The sequence below is a fragment of the Pseudomonas berkeleyensis genome (genome assembly GCF_014109765.1).
GTDB classification, from domain to species: domain Bacteria; phylum Pseudomonadota; class Gammaproteobacteria; order Pseudomonadales; family Pseudomonadaceae; genus Aquipseudomonas; species Aquipseudomonas berkeleyensis.
Window position 1 is genome coordinate 1,151,561 of the sequence record NZ_CP059139.1, and the last position, 16,696, is coordinate 1,168,256.

13 protein-coding genes are annotated in these 16,696 nt (G+C 60.5%); 10 read left to right on the forward strand and 3 right to left on the reverse strand.

What is annotated here, in order from left to right:
• Positions 1-36 precede the first annotated feature (36 nt).
• Positions 37-1,212 carry a thiolase family protein gene (locus tag HS968_RS05330; RefSeq protein WP_182370462.1) on the reverse strand — a complete coding sequence of 392 codons (1,176 nt, stop codon included), beginning with the start codon at positions 1,210-1,212 and terminating at the stop codon, positions 37-39.
• A 190-nt stretch (positions 1,213-1,402) separates the two neighbouring features.
• Between HS968_RS05330 and HS968_RS05335 the strand changes: the two genes are divergently transcribed.
• The 4 genes from HS968_RS05335 to HS968_RS05350 all read left to right on the forward strand — a co-directional run bounded on the left by HS968_RS05335 (position 1,403) and on the right by HS968_RS05350 (position 9,555).
• Positions 1,403-3,085 (forward strand): fatty acid--CoA ligase, encoded by a 1,683-nt coding sequence (locus HS968_RS05335; RefSeq protein ID WP_179623972.1) that lies wholly within the window; start codon positions 1,403-1,405, stop codon positions 3,083-3,085.
• Positions 3,086-3,302: 217 nt separating this feature from the next.
• A complete protein-coding gene (locus tag HS968_RS05340; RefSeq protein WP_182370463.1) occupies positions 3,303-5,180 on the forward strand; it encodes a DUF1302 domain-containing protein in 1,878 nt (625 codons plus the stop codon).
• A 32-nt stretch (positions 5,181-5,212) separates the two neighbouring features.
• Positions 5,213-6,580, forward strand: coding sequence for a DUF1329 domain-containing protein (locus HS968_RS05345; protein ID WP_182370464.1), 1,368 nt, complete (start codon positions 5,213-5,215; stop codon positions 6,578-6,580).
• 230 nt (positions 6,581-6,810) lie between these two features.
• Positions 6,811-9,555 carry a LuxR C-terminal-related transcriptional regulator gene (locus tag HS968_RS05350; protein ID WP_182370465.1) on the forward strand — a complete coding sequence of 915 codons (2,745 nt, stop codon included), beginning with the start codon at positions 6,811-6,813 and terminating at the stop codon, positions 9,553-9,555.
• On the opposite strand, the gene HS968_RS05355 is transcribed toward HS968_RS05350, so the two are convergent.
• On the reverse strand, positions 9,544-10,404 hold the full coding sequence (locus HS968_RS05355) for a hypothetical protein (RefSeq protein WP_182370466.1): 861 nt from the start codon (positions 10,402-10,404) through the stop codon (positions 9,544-9,546). The genes HS968_RS05350 and HS968_RS05355 overlap by 12 nt on opposite strands.
• A gap of 82 nt (positions 10,405-10,486) precedes the next feature.
• Between HS968_RS05355 and HS968_RS05360 the strand changes: the two genes are divergently transcribed.
• Entirely contained in the window at positions 10,487-11,176 is a 690-nt protein-coding gene (locus HS968_RS05360) for a TetR/AcrR family transcriptional regulator (protein ID WP_182370467.1), read from the forward strand.
• A gap of 108 nt (positions 11,177-11,284) precedes the next feature.
• Positions 11,285-12,226 carry an alpha/beta fold hydrolase gene (locus HS968_RS05365; protein ID WP_182370468.1) on the forward strand — a complete coding sequence of 314 codons (942 nt, stop codon included), beginning with the start codon at positions 11,285-11,287 and terminating at the stop codon, positions 12,224-12,226.
• Between the two features lie 94 nt (positions 12,227-12,320).
• Here HS968_RS05365 and HS968_RS05370 read toward each other — a convergent pair whose 3' ends face one another.
• Positions 12,321-13,166, reverse strand: coding sequence for a metal-dependent hydrolase (locus HS968_RS05370; RefSeq protein ID WP_106738970.1), 846 nt, complete (start codon positions 13,164-13,166; stop codon positions 12,321-12,323).
• Positions 13,167-13,380: 214 nt separating this feature from the next.
• On the opposite strand from HS968_RS05370, the gene HS968_RS05375 reads away from it, so the two are divergent.
• The 4 genes from HS968_RS05375 to HS968_RS05390 all read left to right on the forward strand — a co-directional run bounded on the left by HS968_RS05375 (position 13,381) and on the right by HS968_RS05390 (position 16,572).
• Positions 13,381-14,403, forward strand: a complete 1,023-nt coding sequence (locus tag HS968_RS05375; RefSeq protein WP_182370469.1) for an AraC family transcriptional regulator — start codon at positions 13,381-13,383, stop codon at positions 14,401-14,403.
• The gene (locus tag HS968_RS05380) at positions 14,403-15,038 is read left to right on the forward strand and encodes an MBL fold metallo-hydrolase (RefSeq protein WP_182370470.1); all 636 of its coding nucleotides are present in this window, start codon (positions 14,403-14,405) and stop codon (positions 15,036-15,038) included. The genes HS968_RS05375 and HS968_RS05380 overlap by 1 nt, the downstream gene beginning before the upstream one ends.
• 64 nt (positions 15,039-15,102) lie before the next feature.
• Positions 15,103-15,771 carry an OmpA family protein gene (locus HS968_RS05385; RefSeq protein ID WP_106738973.1) on the forward strand — a complete coding sequence of 223 codons (669 nt, stop codon included), beginning with the start codon at positions 15,103-15,105 and terminating at the stop codon, positions 15,769-15,771.
• 144 nt (positions 15,772-15,915) lie between these two features.
• Positions 15,916-16,572 carry an OmpA family protein gene (locus tag HS968_RS05390; RefSeq protein WP_182370472.1) on the forward strand — a complete coding sequence of 219 codons (657 nt, stop codon included), beginning with the start codon at positions 15,916-15,918 and terminating at the stop codon, positions 16,570-16,572.
• Positions 16,573-16,696 lie beyond the last annotated feature (124 nt).

Below are 16,696 nucleotides of genomic sequence, written 5' to 3' on the forward strand. Positions count from 1 at the left end.
CCCCGCAATTGCGGGGCTCTTTCATGTTGGGCTGGCTTATAGCAGCTCGATGGCCACGGCCGTAGCTTCGCCGCCGCCGATGCACAGCGAGGCGACGCCGCGTTTGCCACCTTTCTTCTGCAGGGCGTTGATCAGGGTGAGGATGATCCGCGAGCCGGTGGAACCGACCGGGTGACCTTGAGCGCAGGCGCCACCGAATACGTTGACCTTGGCGTGATCGAGGCCGTGCTCACGCATCGCCAGCATGGTCACCATGGCGAAGGCTTCGTTGATCTCGAACAGGTCGATCTCGTTCTTGTTCCAGCCGGTCTTCTTCAGCAGGCTGCTCATCGCGCCGATAGGGGCCAGGGTGAACTCGCTCGGCTCCTGGCTCTGGGTGGCGTGCGCGACGATCTTGGCCAGCGGCTTGAGACCGCGCTTGGCGGCTTCATCGGCGGTCATCAGCAGCAGCGCACTGGCGCCGTCGGAGATCGAGCTGGCGTTGGCCGCGGTGATGGTTCCGTCCTTCTTGAAGGCCGGCTTGAGTGCGGGAATCTTGTCCAGGTTGGCTGTCAGCGGCTGTTCGTCATCCTTCACCACCACGTCGCCTTTGCGTGACGTCACGGTGATCGGGACGATCTCGGCATCCAGCGAACCGTCCTTGATCGCGGCTTGGGCACGGCGCAGCGATTCGATGGCGTAGGCGTCCATTTCCTCACGGGTTATGCCGTGTTTATCCGCCGTTTCCTGGGCGAATGAGCCCATTAGTCGGCCGCTGCGAGCGTCCTCCAGACCGTCGAGGAACATATGATCCTTGATCTCGCCATGGCCCATGCGCAGGCCCGTGCGTGCCTTCTCCAGCACGTACGGCGCGTTGGACATGCTTTCCATGCCGCCGGCGATCATGACCTGGTTGCTGCCGGCTTTCAGCGAGTCGAAGGCCATCATCACGGCCTTCATGCCCGAGCCGCACAGCTTGTTGAGGGTGGTACAGCCGGTGGCGGATGGCAGGCCGGCATTGAGCGAGGCCTGACGCGCTGGGCCTTGCTTGAGGCCGGCGGGCAGCACGCAGCCCATGATCACTTCCTGCACGTCGGCTGGCTCGATGCCCGCACGCTTGACCGCTTCGCGAATGGCGGCTGCACCCAGCTCGACGGCTGGCACGCTGGCCAGGCTGCCTTGAAAGCCACCCATGGGAGTACGGGCGCCGCTGACGATGACGATATCGGACATGGTGTTACCTCGAACGAAAGTGGGGCTCGGTACAGCTTGTTCCGAGACTGGATGGTGGATTCGATTCTAACCTGTGACCAAAAGTGGCCATAGAGTCACGTGGCAAATCATTCTTTGGGCTGATTTCGCTGTGCAGGAGCCGTTCTAGAGTCGCGGCATACCTATTCCTAGCGTGCCTCAAGGTGACTTCATGCTGCAGACTCGACTGATTCCTCCCGCCGCCAATGCTCACGCCTATCCGCTGCTGATCAAACGGCTGCTGTTGTCCGGTAGTCGCTACGAGAAGACCCGCGAAATCGTCTATCGCGACAAGCTGCGTTATAGCTACGCCACCTTCAACGAGCGTGTCGCGCGTCTGGCCAACGTGCTCAGCGAGGCCGGGGTCAAGGCCGGAGATACCGTCGCCGTCATGGACTGGGACAGCCACCGCTATCTCGAGTGCATGTTCGCCATCCCCATGCTCGGCGCAGTGCTGCACACCATCAACATTCGCCTGTCCCCGGATCAGATCCTCTACACCATGAACCACGCCGAAGATCGCTTCGTGCTGGTCAACAGTGAGTTCGTGCCGTTGTACAACGGTATCGCCGGACAGCTCACCACTGTCGAGAAGACGCTGCTGCTGACCGATGGTGAGGAAAAGAACGCCGAACTGCCGAGCCTGGTCGGCGAATACGAGAGCCTGCTGGCTGCTGCCAGCTCGCACTACGATTTCGCCGATTTCGATGAGAACTCGGTGGCCACTACCTTCTATACCACTGGCACGACGGGTAACCCCAAGGGCGTCTACTTCACTCACCGGCAACTGGTGCTGCACACGATGTCCATGGCGACCACCATGGGCGGTCTGGACAGCATTCGTCTGCTGGGCAATGACGATGTCTACATGCCGATCACGCCGATGTTCCACGTGCATGCCTGGGGCGTGCCGTACGTGGCCACCATGCTCGGGGTCAAACAGGTGTATCCCGGCCGCTACGAGCCGGACATGCTTTGCCGGCTGATCAAGGAAGAGAAGGTCAACTTCTCCCATTGCGTCCCGACCATCCTGCAAATGCTGCTCAACGCGCCCGGTGCGCAGGGTCATGATTTCGGTGGCATGAAGATGATCATCGGCGGCAGCGCACTGAATCGCTCCCTCTACGAAGCGGCCAAGGCGCGTGGCATCCAGCTGACCGCAGCCTACGGCATGTCCGAGACCTGCCCGCTCATTTCCTGTGCCTACCTCAACGAAGAGCTGCGTGCGGGCAGTGAGGACGAACGCACCACCTATCGCATCAAGGCCGGCATACCGGTGCCATTGGTGGAGGCTGCGATCATGGACGCGGACGGCAAGCTGCTGCCGAGCGATGGTGAGTCTCAGGGCGAGCTGGTACTGCGCTCACCCTGGCTGACCCAGGGCTACTTCCGTGAGCCGGAGAAGGGGGAGGAGTTGTGGGCGCATGGCTGGTTGCACACCGGGGATGTGGCGACCATCGATGGCATGGGTTTCATCGAGATTCGCGACCGTATCAAGGACGTGATCAAGACCGGGGGCGAGTGGATCTCCTCTCTGGAGCTGGAAGACCTGATCAGCCGTCACTCTGTCGTGCGTGAAGTGGCAGTGGTTGGGGTGCCCGATCCGCAGTGGGGGGAGCGCCCGTTCGCATTGCTGGTATTGCACGAGGAGCAAGGGCTGGATGCCAAGGGACTCAAGGAACATCTCAAGCCTTTCGTCGAGCAGGGACATATCAACAAGTGGGCGATCCCTACGCAAATCGCGCTTGTTACCGAAATTCCCAAGACCAGCGTCGGCAAGCTCGACAAGAAGCGCATTCGCGTCGAAATCGCCCAGTGGCAAGAGGCGGGTAGCGCATTTCTGTCCACGCTGTGAGGTGCGAATTGACTGGGTGATGCAGGTGACCACTCAGTCAAACAAGCGTTTGGCTTGCTAATTGCTGTTTCCCGTCCATGCTTGGCTAGGGGCAGGGCCTGAAACCTGCGAGCCAGAGTGGCTGGGGTCTGCAAATCACACTTTCGAGGGATCAAGCAGTACCACCCGCTGGCTATAGTCAAAGCATCCATAACAAAAAACACATGGAGTAGCGTCGATGACAACAAAAACAACACCCTACTGGCGCCTGGCAAAACTGCCGCTGGCCGTCAGCCTCGCTTCCACCCTTGCCGCTCCGGCATTCGGCGTCACTTTCAATATCGGCGAGATCGAAGGGCAGTTCGACTCGTCGCTGTCGGTGGGGGCGAGTTGGTCCACGTCAAAGGCCGATAAAAACCTGATAGGCAAGAATAATGGTGGTGATGGGCTGTCTCAGACGTCTGATGATGCTCACCTGAACTTCAAGCGCGGTGAGACTTTCTCGAAGATCTTCAAGGGTATCCATGACCTTGAGTTGAAGTACAAGGACACCGGTGTGTTCGTTCGGGGCAAGTATTGGTATGACTTCGAACTGAAAGACGAGAGCCGTCTGTTCAAGGACATTGACGACAGTAATCGCAAAGAGGGCGCTAAATCATCTGGCGCTGAAATTCTGGACGCCTTCGTCTACCACAATTACGCCATCGGTAATCAACCTGGCTCGGTTCGTCTGGGTAAACAAGTTGTCAGCTGGGGTGAAAGTACCTTTATCCAGAACAGTATCAATGCAATCAACCCGATTGATGCTGCTGCGTTTCGTCGTCCTGGCGCTGAAATCAAGGAAGGTTTGATTCCGGTCAACATGTTCTATGTTGCCCAGAGTCTGACCGATAACCTTTCCATGGAGGCGTTTTATCAACTGGAGTGGGATCAGACTGTTGTCGACAACTGCGGTACCTTCTTTGCTCAGGCTGACATCGTTGCTGATGGTTGTGATAACAACCTAGCAGTTCTGACAAACCCAGGTGCTGGCACGCTTGCAGTTCTCAATGCCAACTTCGCGGCGGTACCTGGTTTCAGGCCAATAACAGGAACTAGCGAGGGTGTTATCGTGCCCCGTAGCGGTGATCGGGACGCTCGTGACAGTGGCCAATTTGGTGTGGCATTCCGTTATTTGTTTGAGCCGCTAGATACCGAGTTCGGTGCTTACTTCATCAACTACCATAGTCGGACGCCTATTTTCAGCGCGACGGCGGCACCTGGCAGTGTCTATGCGGTCGCTCCGGGGGCGGGGGCAGCGGCGCCGCTTGTGATTGCAGCGAACTCGAATTATTTCATGGAGTATCCGGAAGATATCCGTCTTTACGGGTTGAGCTTCGCCACCACTCTGCCTACTGGTACTGCATGGTCGGGTGAATTGAGTTACCGGCCGAATGCTCCGGTTCAAATCAACTCTACAGATATCCTTTATGGCGGTGTAAAGCTTCTCGGCGGTGCATTTGCTAATGCCTCGCTGGCAAACGGTGCCCAAGGACAAGATCTTCATGGCTACAACCGTAAGGAAATTACTCAGTTCCAAACGACCTTCACTCACTTTTTTGACCAAGTCATGGGGGCTTCGCGTCTGACTCTGGTTGGTGAGATTGGTGTTGTACATATTGGCGGTCTGGAGAGTAGTGATAAGGTTCGCTACGGTCGTGATCCTAGCTATGGCCCAGGGCCATTGCCGCCGACTCAGGTAGCCCCCGGCGTCTTCCGCAATACCTGCTCTCAAATTCTTAACGGTAACTCTGGCAAGAATGTTGATCGTTATTGTGAAGACGATGGTTTTGCCACCAGCACCTCTTGGGGGTATCGCGCCCGGGCCATTTGGGACTATCCGAACGCTATCGTTGGCGTGAACCTGCGCCCCAGTGTGTCCTGGTCGCATGATGTCAATGGCTACGGGCCAAATGGCCTGTTTACTGAAGGCGCCAAAGCCGTCAGCCTCGGCCTAGACGCCGATTACCAGAACACCTATACCGCCAGCCTGTCCTACACCAACTTCTTTGATGGCAAGTACAACACCTCGGTTGACCGTGACTTCGTCGCGCTCAGCTTCGGTATGAACTTCTAAGCGGTCAGGAAATTCGAGGAATCATGATGCAAATGAAAACAACAAAAAAACTGTGGCAAAGCGGCGTCCTGACCCTGTCCCTGCTGGCGACCGGTGTGATGGCAGCAGTGTCGCCTGACGAAGCGGCCAAGCTGGGCACGACCTTGACCCCGCTGGGTGCGGAAATGGCTGGTAATGCCGATGGATCGATCCCTGCCTGGACTGGCGGTCTGCCGACCAACGCCGGTGCAGTCGACCCGCGTGGCTTCCTGGCCGATCCGTTTGCCAGCGAGCAGCCGCTGTTCACCATCACGGCGCAGAACGTCGATCAGTACAAGGACAAGCTGACCCCTGGCCAGTTGGCCATGTTCAAGCGCTACCCGGAAAGCTACAAGATGCCGGTCTTCACGACCCATCGTTCGGCGACCGTGCCGGCCGCGGTGATCGAGGCGGCCAAGCAGAACGCCGTCAACACCAAGATGGTCGAGGGTGGTAACGGCCTGGAGAATTTCCAGACCGCCAACCCGTTCCCGATCCCGCAGAACGGTCTGGAAGCGATCTGGAACCACATCACCCGCTACCGCGGTGGCAGTGTGCGTCGTCTGGTGACCCAGGCGACTCCGCAACCGAACGGTTCCTACTCGCTGGTCTACTTCCAGGACGAGTTCACCTTCCGTGATGCGCTGACCGACTTCGACCCGAACAAGGAAAGCAACGTCCTGTTCTACTTCAAACAGCGTGTGACTGCTCCGTCGCGTCTGGCTGGTAACGTGCTACTGGTGCACGAGACCCTCAACCAGGTGAAGGAGCCGCGTCTGGCGTGGCTGTACAACGCTGGTCAACGTCGCGTGCGTCGTGCACCGCAGGTGTCCTACGACGGTCCAGGTACCGCCGCGGACGGTCTGCGTACCTCCGACAACTTCGACATGTACAACGGTGCGCCGGATCGTTACGACTGGAAGCTCGAAGGCAAGAAGGAGATCTACATCCCGTACAACTCCTACAAGCTGGACTCGCCGAACCTGAAGTACTCCGACATCATCAAGGCCGGTCACATCAACCAGGATCTGACTCGCTACGAGCTGCACCGCGTCTGGCACGTGACCGCGACCCTGAAGTCTGGCGAGCGTCACATCTATGCCAAGCGTGACTTCTACATCGACGAGGACACCTGGCAAGCCGCTTTGATCGACCACTACGATGGCCGTGGCACCCTGTGGCGTGTAGCTGAGGCCCATGCTCAGTACTACTACGACAAGCAAGTGCCGTGGTACACCGTCGAAACCCTGTACGACCTGCTGTCCGGCCGTTACCTGGCCCTGGGTATGAAGAACGAGGAGAAACAAGCCTACGACTTCAACTACAAGGCTGCTGGTAGCGATTACACCCCGGCCGCTCTGCGTCAGGCGGGTGTTCGCTAACACCGTTACTCTGTAACACGACAAAGCCGGCCTTGTGCCGGCTTTTTCGTTTCCTGGGTAGGGTGCACTGTGCGCAGCGAAAATACTGATATTTGCCGACTGGTATTTGCCTCGGCTTTCGGCTTTTTCGTTACGGACTGTAGCCGAGGCTTCTAATGGCCATGGCAAGTCGCTAGGCTGGGTCAGATCGTGCCCGCAGCAGCCTACAGAAGACTTCCAAGAATCGGCCGATGACAGACCTTTCTCGCTCGCCAGGGTTTTCCTACATGCCGGCCACGCCGGTCGAAGCCCGTTTCTATCGCCCACCGCTGCCGGCAGGGCACATGCCGCGACCGCGTCTGTGCGAGCGCCTCGAGGAGGGCTTGCAGGGTCGTCTGCTGCTGGTTTCTGCACCTGCGGGGTTCGGTAAAAGCTCGTTGGCCATCGAATTCTGCGAGCGCTTGCCTGCTCATTGGCGCAGCCTGTGGTTGGGGCTCAGTGAGCGTGATCACGACCCTGGGCGTTTTCTTGAGCGTCTATTGCAAGGTTTGCAGCAGTTCTATCCGGCTCTGGGGGAAGAGGCGCTCGGTCTGCTGAAAATGCGTCAACGGCATCAACCCTTCGCTTTCGAACAATGGCTCGATGGGCTGCTCGATGAGTTGGCTCATGAGCTCGATGACGGCCAGCCTCTACTGCTGGTGCTGGATGACTATCACCTGGCGCAGGGGCCGGTGCTCGATCGCTGTCTGCAATTTTTCCTCAATCACCTGCCGCCCGGTGTTCTGCTGCTGGTTACCAGTCGTCAGCGTCCCGATTGGCATCTGGCGCGCCTGCGCTTGTCGCGGCAGTTGCTGGAGCTGAACGAGCAGGATTTACGCCTGACCGCTGCTGAACTGGATGCCCTGTTGGCGAGCCAGGGCACGCACCTGGAACAGCAGCAGCTTGCCGGCATCCTGCAGCGCAGCGAAGGCTGGGTCGCGGGGTTGCGCCTGTGGCTGTTGGCGGTAGAGGAGCTGGATGACGGGGCAGGAGAAGGGCCGGAGCTGCATGGTGGCGAAGGGTTGATTCGCGAGTACCTGCTCGAAGAGGTCATCGAGCGTCAGCCACCCGAGGTGCAGCAGTTTCTCTACGACACGGCCTGCCTCGAGCGTTTCTGCGCCGAGTTGTGCGATGCGGTGCGTGACTGCCATGACAGCGCTGCGATCATCCGCCAGTTGCAGGCGAACCAGGTATTTCTGGTGCCGCTCGACGAGCAGGGGCGCTGGTTTCGCTATCACCATCTGTTTTCCGATCTGCTCAATGCACGACCGGCTGATGGTTTGAGCCGCTCGCGCAGTGGTTCTCATCTGCGCGCCTGTCGCTGGTTTGCCGCTCAGGGCATGCTGGATGCAGCCATCGAGCAGGCGTTGCTGGCTGGCCAGTCCGATGTGGCCGCCAGCCTGGTGCAGAATCTTTCCGAGGAGCAGATGCTGGCGGAACAGAACATCGCCATGCTGCTGCGCTGGAAGACCAATCTGCCGGACGATCTGCTGGTCAGCACACCACGTCTGATCATGCTGTATGGCTGGGCGTTGGCTTTGGCCTGCCAACTGGATGCGGCACAGGAACTGCTCGATCAACTGGATCGCTTTCTGCCCGCTGCGGATGCTGCCAGTCAGCGCAGTCTGCTGGCGCAATGGCAGGCCCTGGATGGCATCATCGCGCGCGGACGCGGCGATGGCGCGCGTGCCGAGCAGCAGTGCAGCGAGGCCTTGGCCAGCCTGCCGGCTGATCGTTATGGCCCGCACTTCATGTGCCTGTCTGCTCTGGCCAACCTGGCCATTGCGCGTGGAGATCTATGGCGCGCTCGCGGCCTCAACCGCGATGCATTGGAGCTGGCTCAGCGGATTGAAAATCCCTTGCTCGAGGCGTTGGCGCATTATGAGCGCGCGCGCGTGCTGCAAGCGCGTGGCGAGGTGTTACGTGCGCTGAGCGAGGTGCGTCAGGGCCTCGCCCGTGTGCAAGGCTTGGCGGCGCAGCGCAGCTATTCGGTGCGTGCGCGGCTGACGCTCTACGAGGGCTATCTGCTCAGCCTGCGTTTGCAGCCGCAAGCGTCGGAACGGCTGCGCGCAGGTATCGTCGAGGCCAGGGGCTGTCGCGACGTGGGCGTGGTGATCGGCTACTGCGTGCTGGCCAGCCTGGAAGGGCGCGACGGTCGTCCTGCCGAGGCCTTCGCCTTGCTCGGTGAGGCCGAGCGTCTGATGCATGTCTGGGACGTACCTGCGATCTACTACCTGGCGATGATCACGCTGATCAAGTGTGAGCTCTGGTTACGCCAAGGACAGGTCGAGTTGGCCGCTGCCTGGTTGCCGCAGCTGGATGACACTTACGGCGCACAGGGGCGTGCATTAGCGCCCGAGTTTCACCCACAGCTGGCGCTGCATATCGATTTGCAGCAAGCCGCGCTGGAGCGGCAGCAAGGGCTGCTCGAGGCCGCCGAGCGGCGCCTGCGCGCCTTGTATCAACGTGCCCAAGGCGGCGGTGGGCAACTGATTGGTCTGGTAGCGCAGGCGCAACTGGCCCAGTTGCTGCGCCAGACGGGGCGCGAGCGCGAGGCGCAGCAGCAGCTCGACAGTTGCCTGGAGGGGGCCGAGGGAGGCGCGCTGTTGCCCTTCATCGAGCTGATTCACCATCAGCCGCAGTGGCTGCGTGAACGCCTGCTGGCGCGCCCATCCTGCCCCGCACGTGATGCGCTGATCAGCCAGCTACCGCTCGTTCAGCTAGCCGATGAGGAGCCCGTGCTGGAGCAGGAGCCGCTGGCGGAGAAACTCAGCAGCCGCGAACTGGCCGTGTTGCAACTGATCGCCCGAGGTTGTTCCAACCAGGAAATCAGCGACCGATTGTTCATTTCCCTGCACACGGTCAAGACTCATGCCCGGCATATCAACAGCAAACTGGGTGTCGAGCGACGCACCCAGGCGGTCGCCCGCGCCAAGGGGCTCGGTCTACTGCGTTGAGGTTGGCAGCGACAGATCCAGTGCTGGCGCCTTGATCGCAGGCGTCACTGGCTGCGCCAGCTTGATTCGCACATCCTGATGGATCATCTGCAGCACTGGCAGCAAGCTGGCCATGTCCTGGCCGACTTGTGGATAACGGTGCCCGCTGGCGAGCCCTTCGATGCGGGTCAGCAGCTGCGCCTGCACATCCGCAGGCAGATGGACGAACAGCTCCGGCAACTGTTGGCTCAGCTCGGCGCTATACAGCAGTAGCTCGTCGCGGCCGAAGGCCTGGGTCAGTTCCAGGTAATCGAGCGCGCTGCTGCTGAGCATCGCTGCCGCAGCCTTGGTTTCCTGCAGGCCCTGCAGGCGAACCGGATTGCTTTGCTCGCTTTGTGAAAGCGTCATCCAGAACTCGGTGGTGAGGGTGAAGAGGATGGCCTGCTGGCGCAGCGAGTAGCTCATCAGGCCGAGCGCTTCGGCTGCATAGGGTTGCTGCTTGGCACGGAAGTCGAAGTACAGGCGCATCAGTTCCTTGAGTTCGAACAGCACTTCCCGCGCCTCGTTCTGCCGCAACTCCAGTGGTGCATAGATATTCAACTGCGGCCGGAAGTTGTCTGGAGCGATCATGCGTTGGTAGATCGGCCCGGTGAATTCGCCACTGCGTCGCGGCAAGGCATTGGCCTGTGTGCTGTCCACCTTCTCCAGCGCTTCGCGCAGTTGCCGGTAGTCGTCGCTGCGCCAGGGCTTGTTCACGTCTGGAATACGTTGGCCGAGATAGAACAGCTCGGCCGCTCCAGCCGGCGGTAGCCAGACCAGCAAAAGGATGGCCAGCGGCCAGAACAGGCGACGTGCTAGGGTGAGCGACACGATGAATATCCGCGGCTAGAGGCGGCTCCAGAGTACCCAGCTAGGGGCGTCGCGTCACCCGCGCCTTGGTTGGGAACACAGCATGGACGAGTTGGCAGAACACGGCGCGATTCAGGCGGTATTCGAGGATCTGGGCGGTTACGGCGCGCTCGCGTCGCAGCAGGGCGCAGGTGCCGAGGGGCCACTGATCGGTCACCTGCAGCGCACCAATATCCAGCTGGCAGCCATCGGCGTATTCGCGCGAAAAGGTCTCGAGCAGGCGACCGTGAACGATCTACTGGCTGCCGCGCAGGTATCGCGGCGTACGTTCTACAAGTACTTCGCCAACAAGATGGACGTGCTCGAAGGCATCTATCAGACGTCGGTGCTACTGCTGCTTGCTCGTTTTCGCGAGATGCAGCAGGTGGCTGGTAGCCCTCAGGCCTGGCTGCGCGCGATGGTCGGGCGTTTCTTCGACTATCACCTGGCTGTCGGGCCGATAATCCGCCTGATGCAGGAAGAGGCGTTGCGTGCGCAATCGCCTTTGGCCGCTCATCGTCAGCGAGCTCATCAGGAGATGCTGCGATTACTGGTCGAACGTCTGGAGCCTGAGCTGGCGCCGCGTGATCCGCTGGTTTATCAGGCGCTGATCTGGGCACTTGAAGCGGCCTCGCTCGACCTGCTCGGGCGCAGCGCCAGTCGTGAGGAAATCGAGCGCGCCAAGGCGGTGCTTGGCGATCTGCTGATCGCTTCGCTGTGTCCAGGGGGCGTAGGCGCTCCCGGCTCTTCATGAGCCGAATTCAGCGAGAAATGAGGTGGGAACAGACCCAAGGTTGGGCAGCGCTCGGCCAGGTCTCATGTTCTGATCACGGTGACTCCAATAAGAACCGAGGTACCGTGCATGACCGCCAACAGCCTGCCCCTGCAGCCGCCACTATCTGCCGGTTTCGCCCGCCTGGGCTTCGGCGCCCTGCCGCTGGAGCGCCTCAAGGCGCGCTACGGTAATGCGGCCGAAGGCTCCCGCTATATCGAACTCGATGGCTTCAATATCCACTACCGCGATGAGGGCAGCCGAGACAAACCGGCATTGGTGCTGATCCACGGTGTGGTCGCTTCATTGCATACCTGGGACGGCTGGGTGCAAGCCTTTGCAGCCGATTACCGCATCATCCGTTTCGATGTCCCCGGTTTTGGCCTGACAGGCCCTGCGCGTGATGGCCAGTATTCGGCCGAGCGGATGATTCGTGTGCTCGGTCTGCTGCTCGATTACCTGCAGGTGGACAAGGCGGATATCGCCGGTAACTCGCTGGGCGGTTATATCGCCTGGAACTTTGCCGTGGCCCAGCCGCAGCGGGTTGGCAAGCTGGTACTGATCGACCCTGCCGGTTACCACATGAACAAGGTGCCCTGGATGATCGCCGCCGCTGCGCTGCCTGGCGCCACTGTTGCCATGCCGATGTGGATGCCACGTGCGCTGATCGCCCAGGGCATCAAGGAGGTCTACGGTGAGCCGGGACGAATCAAGCCGGGCGTGGTCGATCGCTACTATGACCTGTCGCGCAGGCCAGGCAATCGTCGCGGCATGATGGATATCTTCCGTGTGCTGCTGCAGGTCAACAAGCAGGAGCTGCACGCCACCCCGGAGCGGGTCGCGCAGATCAAGGCGTCAACCCTGCTGATGTGGGGTGAGCGTGATCGCTGGATTTCCCCCAAGCATGTGCCGCTGTGGCAGCGCGATTTGCCGGGTATTCAGGTCAAGGTCTATCCGGGCGTCGGGCACATCCCCATGGAGGAAATTCCCGAGCAGAGCGCCGCCGATGCGATGCGTTTTTTGCGTGGCTGAGTGAGAGCAGGCATGGCCCGGAGAAACGCCGGGCTACGCAAAAGCCCGGACAGGATCCGGGCTTTTTCTTGGGTAGCGTGACCGCTGCTCTGGCTCAGGCGGCGCTTGCCTGAACCTGTGGGGTGCCGTCGAATTCTTCACGTGTGGCGTGCAGCAGATCCAGGTTGTTGTGTTCCCAGGGATGGAAACCGTCCTTGAAGAAATCCAGATAAGTGCGGATCAACGGGCGGAACACGCCTTCCTTGCCCCACATCCAGCGGATGCCGTCGCGCCATACCCGCCAGTTCCACAGCAGACCGTCGACTTTGAGCATGTGTGCCAGGCCGCGCGTGGTATCGAGCACGAAGAAGAAGGTGCCCATGATCATCGCTCGGCGCAGCAACTTGCGGCTGCCACACACCTGGTTGTAGACATCGAAGGCCACCGCTTTATGCTCGGTTTCCTCCAGCGCGTGCCAGCGCCACAGGCGCGCCAGCGTGGGGTGGGCTTCGGCCATGTATCCGCCATTTCTCAGCAGGCCATCGGCCATGATGGCGGTGATGTGCTCCAGCGCTGCCGTCGCCGCCAGTTGGCGCTGTGGCGAGAATTTCTTCTGCGTGTAGCGAATGCGCGCGCGGGCGCGTTTCTCGATGCGTTCGACGTTGTAGCCCAGATCGCGTAGGCGCTGGCTGTACTCCAGGTGTTCACGGCTGTGATGGCCTTCCTGGCCAATGAAGCCACGAATCTGTTCCTTGAGTACCGGGTCGTCGATACGGTCGCGAAACTGGCGCACCGAGTCGATGAAGAAGCGCTCGCCATCGGGAAACAACACCGACATGGCATCGAACAAATGAGTCTTGAAGGCGTCGCCGCCGTTCCAGTGGCGCGGCAGCGGGTTGGGCAGATCGAAGTCCATGTGACGGGGGCGAATCTGCAATCCTTCCGGTGTGGTGCTGGCCATGAGGGCTCCATTGCGCTGTTTGACTGGCATTCACTATGGGCGTTATGCGTTGTCGGGCACAGGTTCGTAACAGCCAAGGTGACAGTCATATCTGGCCAATGCGCTATTCCAATAAAAAGTTGGGGTAGTGGCCTGAGAGCGAACACTGATTCGCTGGGTTAAGGTTTGTCATCAGGCAGGTCATTTGCGGCCAGCCACCCAGAACGACACGCCCATGAAACAAACCCTGAATTTCACGGCTGAACTGGTGCCGGTTGCCTATGCCGAAGCGTTGCTGGCGCTGGCCGAAGAACTTGGCCTCGAACAGGGCGAGTTGTTCGCCCTGGCGCGGCTGCGTCCCGAGGTGCTTGGCAGTCCCAATGGTCGGCTTTCCTTCCTTGATTTCCATCTGCTGACTCAGGCCGCGTTGGAACGTTGTCATGAGCCAGCACTCGGCCTGGTGCTGGGCCAGCGATTGAATGTCTCCACCCATGGCATCCTCGGCTACGCGGTGCTGTCCAGTGCCAATCTGGGCAAGGCGTTGCATTTCGCGCTCAAGTATTACCGCGTGCTTGGCCTGGCGTTCGAGCTGGAGCTGGTGGAGCAGGGCGAGGATATGGAGTTGCGCGCGGTCGAGTCCTTTCCCATGGGGCCGCAGTCGCGTTTCGCCGCCGAGGGCCTGCTGACCAGTATCCATACCATCGCGCGCTTTCTCTTGGGCGAGGAGCTGCAAGGGCTTGCCGTCGGCTTCGCCCATACGGCGCCTGATTATGCCGAGCGCTATGCCGAGGTCTTTGGCGTGGCAGCGCAATTCGAGCAGCCCTATCACTGGCTGCGTTTGCCGCGGCATTATCTGGAACGCCCCATGGCCCTGGCCAATCCGGCCACGGTGCAGATGTGCGAGCAGCAGTGCGAAGCGCTGCTGGCCAGCCTCGATGTGCAGGACGGCCTGCTGACCCGCTTGCGCCGCCTGCTATTGGCCCGCCCAGGCGAGTTTCCCGACCTGGAAAGCGCCGCGAGCGCCCTGCATACCAGCGGCCGTAGCCTGCGTCGACACCTGGCACAGATGGGCACCAGCTACCAGCAGGTACTCGACGAGGTACGCAAGCGCCTGGCCCTGCAATACCTCACCACCACGCATTTGCCGCTGTATGAAATCGCTTATCTGCTGGGCTTCAGCGACCCGTCCAACTTCCGCCGTGCATTCCGCAAATGGACGGGTAAACTGCCTGGCGATTATCGAAACGAGGCACCCTGATGAGCACCGCCCTGATCCGCGAAACCTTCCCCGTCGGCCCCTTGCAGTGCAACTGCACGATCATCGGTGATCCCTTGACCAAGAAGGCCATCGTGGTCGATCCGGGTGGCAATCCCGATCTGATCATGGCGCGACTGGATGCTCATGGCCTGAAGGTGGTGAGCATCATTCACACTCACGCGCACCTCGATCACTTCCTCGCTTCAGGGCAGATGAAGGAGAAGACCGGTGCCACCTTGCATCTGCACAAGGAGGATCAGTTCCTCTGGGATAACCTGGAGATGCAATGCAGCATGTTCGGTGTGCCCTACACGCCGGTTCCGGCGCCGGACAAATGGCTGGCCGATGACGAAGAGCTGGCCTGCGGTTGTGGTGTGGCCCTGCATACGCCTGGGCATACGCCGGGCTCGATGAGTTTCTGGTTCGCGGACGCCAAGTTGCTGATCGCGGGGGACACGTTGTTCCGTCGTGGCATCGGGCGTACCGACCTATGGGGTGGTGACTACGCCACCATCGAGCGCTCGATCAAGCAGCGGCTCTACAGCCTCGACGAGGAGGCCACCGTGGTCACCGGTCATGGCCCGGATACTCGCTTGGGCGATGAGATGCGTGAGAACCCCTTTATTCGTGCGTGACAGGGCACTAATGCAGGCGTGAGGACTCAAAGAGCCATCACCCACCGTTCATGGAGAATCCTTCATGTTCCGCCTTTCCCTGATCGCCTTGTGTTCCTCCGCGCTGCTGCTCAGTGGCTGCGCTTCGCAAAACCCCTATGACCAGAGCGCACCGAGCTCTAACCGCACCGCTACCTATGGCGGTATCGGTGCGCTGGCTGGTGCGGCTGCCGGTGCGTTGATCAACCATGACAACCGTGGCAAGGGCGCGCTGATCGGCGCGGCCGTGGCTGGCGCGGCGGCGGCTGGTTATGGCTACTACGCCGACAAGCAGGAGGAGGAGCTGCGCCGCAGCATGCAGGGCACCGGTGTCGAGGTGCAGCGCCAGGGTGACGTGATCCAATTGATCATGCCCGGCAATATCACCTTTGCCACCGACTCCGCGCAGATCGCCAGCAGCTTCTATCAGCCGCTGAACAACCTGGCCAACTCCTTCCGCCAGTACAACCAGAACAGTATCGAGGTGGTCGGTCATACTGACAGCACCGGCTCGCACAGCCACAACATGGGGCTGTCGCAGCGCCGTGCGCAGAGCGTGGCTGATTACCTGCTGGCGCAGGGCGTCGATCCGAGCCGGGTCAGCACCCGCGGCATGGGGCCGGATCAGCCGGTAGCGAGCAATGCCACTGCGGAAGGACGGGCGCAGAACCGCCGCGTCGAGGTGACACTGCGCCCGCTGCCTGGCGTGCAGTGATGCCTGTGTATCGGGCAGACATGGTCTAGATCGCGGTTCCTCACCGCCCGTGCTGATAAGCTTGCGCGGAACTTCGCCTTGCCCAGGTGGCTCGAAGACTGTGGCATGTCTGCCTGATACCAGAAGAAATCCTAAGGAAAAGTTATGAAGACCAGACGTAATCTGATCGCAGCAACTGCGCTCATGGCCATGCTGGCTGGCTGCACCACCAACCCCTACACCGGCGAAAGTCAGGCTGGCAAAGCCGGCGTTTATGGCGGTGTCGGTGCCGTTACCGGTGCCGTGATCGGGGCTGCGACTTCGAGCAAGAAAGATCGCGGCAAAGGTGCACTGATCGGTGCGGCAGTGGGTGGCGCTGCTGGTGGTGGTTACGGCTATTACGTCGACACCCAGGAAGCCAAACTGCGCCAGACGCTGCAGGGCACTGGCGTACAGGTTCAGCGCAATGGCGATGACCTGAAACTGATCATGCCGGGCAACATCACCTTCGGTAGCAACTCGGCGGACATTTCCAGCAGTTTCTACCCGACGCTCAATTCGCTGGTGCTGGTGTTCAAGGAGTTCAACAAGAACGGCGTGGACATCGTCGGCCATACCGACAGCACCGGTTCGCAGGAACTCAACCAGAGCCTGTCGCAGCGTCGAGCACAAAGCGTGGCCAATTACCTGACCGCCAATGGCGTGCCAGGGCAGCGCATCTCTGCATACGGTGCCGGCCCGAGCCAACCGATTGCCAGCAACTCCACCGATGCTGGCCGTGCGCAGAACCGTCGTGTCGAGATCAACCTGCGTCCGCTCTGAGTCGTCGCCGCGTTGAACGAAAGCCTCCCTATGGGAGGCTTTTTCGTATCCGTTGCCCGTTTTTTGCCAGCCCTCCAGATTCTTTCGGCCAAGCGGCGCAGGGTGTTCCCGACATTTTTCGTGA

Excerpts from the sequence above, each read along its gene's own strand:
- HS968_RS05330 (WP_182370462.1), bottom strand. The coding sequence starts at position 1,212 with ATGTCCGATATCGTCATCGTCAGCGGCGCCCGTACTCCCATGGGTGGC.
- HS968_RS05335 (WP_179623972.1), top strand. The coding sequence starts at position 1,403 with ATGCTGCAGACTCGACTGATTCCTCCCGCCGCCAATGCTCACGCCTAT.
- HS968_RS05340 (WP_182370463.1), top strand. The coding sequence starts at position 3,303 with ATGACAACAAAAACAACACCCTACTGGCGCCTGGCAAAACTGCCGCTG.
- HS968_RS05345 (WP_182370464.1), top strand. The coding sequence starts at position 5,213 with ATGAAAACAACAAAAAAACTGTGGCAAAGCGGCGTCCTGACCCTGTCC.
- HS968_RS05350 (WP_182370465.1), top strand. The coding sequence starts at position 6,811 with ATGACAGACCTTTCTCGCTCGCCAGGGTTTTCCTACATGCCGGCCACG.
- HS968_RS05360 (WP_182370467.1), top strand. The coding sequence starts at position 10,487 with ATGGACGAGTTGGCAGAACACGGCGCGATTCAGGCGGTATTCGAGGAT.
- HS968_RS05365 (WP_182370468.1), top strand. The coding sequence starts at position 11,285 with ATGACCGCCAACAGCCTGCCCCTGCAGCCGCCACTATCTGCCGGTTTC.
- HS968_RS05370 (WP_106738970.1), bottom strand. The coding sequence starts at position 13,166 with ATGGCCAGCACCACACCGGAAGGATTGCAGATTCGCCCCCGTCACATG.
- HS968_RS05375 (WP_182370469.1), top strand. The coding sequence starts at position 13,381 with ATGAAACAAACCCTGAATTTCACGGCTGAACTGGTGCCGGTTGCCTAT.
- HS968_RS05380 (WP_182370470.1), top strand. The coding sequence starts at position 14,403 with ATGAGCACCGCCCTGATCCGCGAAACCTTCCCCGTCGGCCCCTTGCAG.
- HS968_RS05385 (WP_106738973.1), top strand. The coding sequence starts at position 15,103 with ATGTTCCGCCTTTCCCTGATCGCCTTGTGTTCCTCCGCGCTGCTGCTC.
- HS968_RS05390 (WP_182370472.1), top strand. The coding sequence starts at position 15,916 with ATGAAGACCAGACGTAATCTGATCGCAGCAACTGCGCTCATGGCCATG.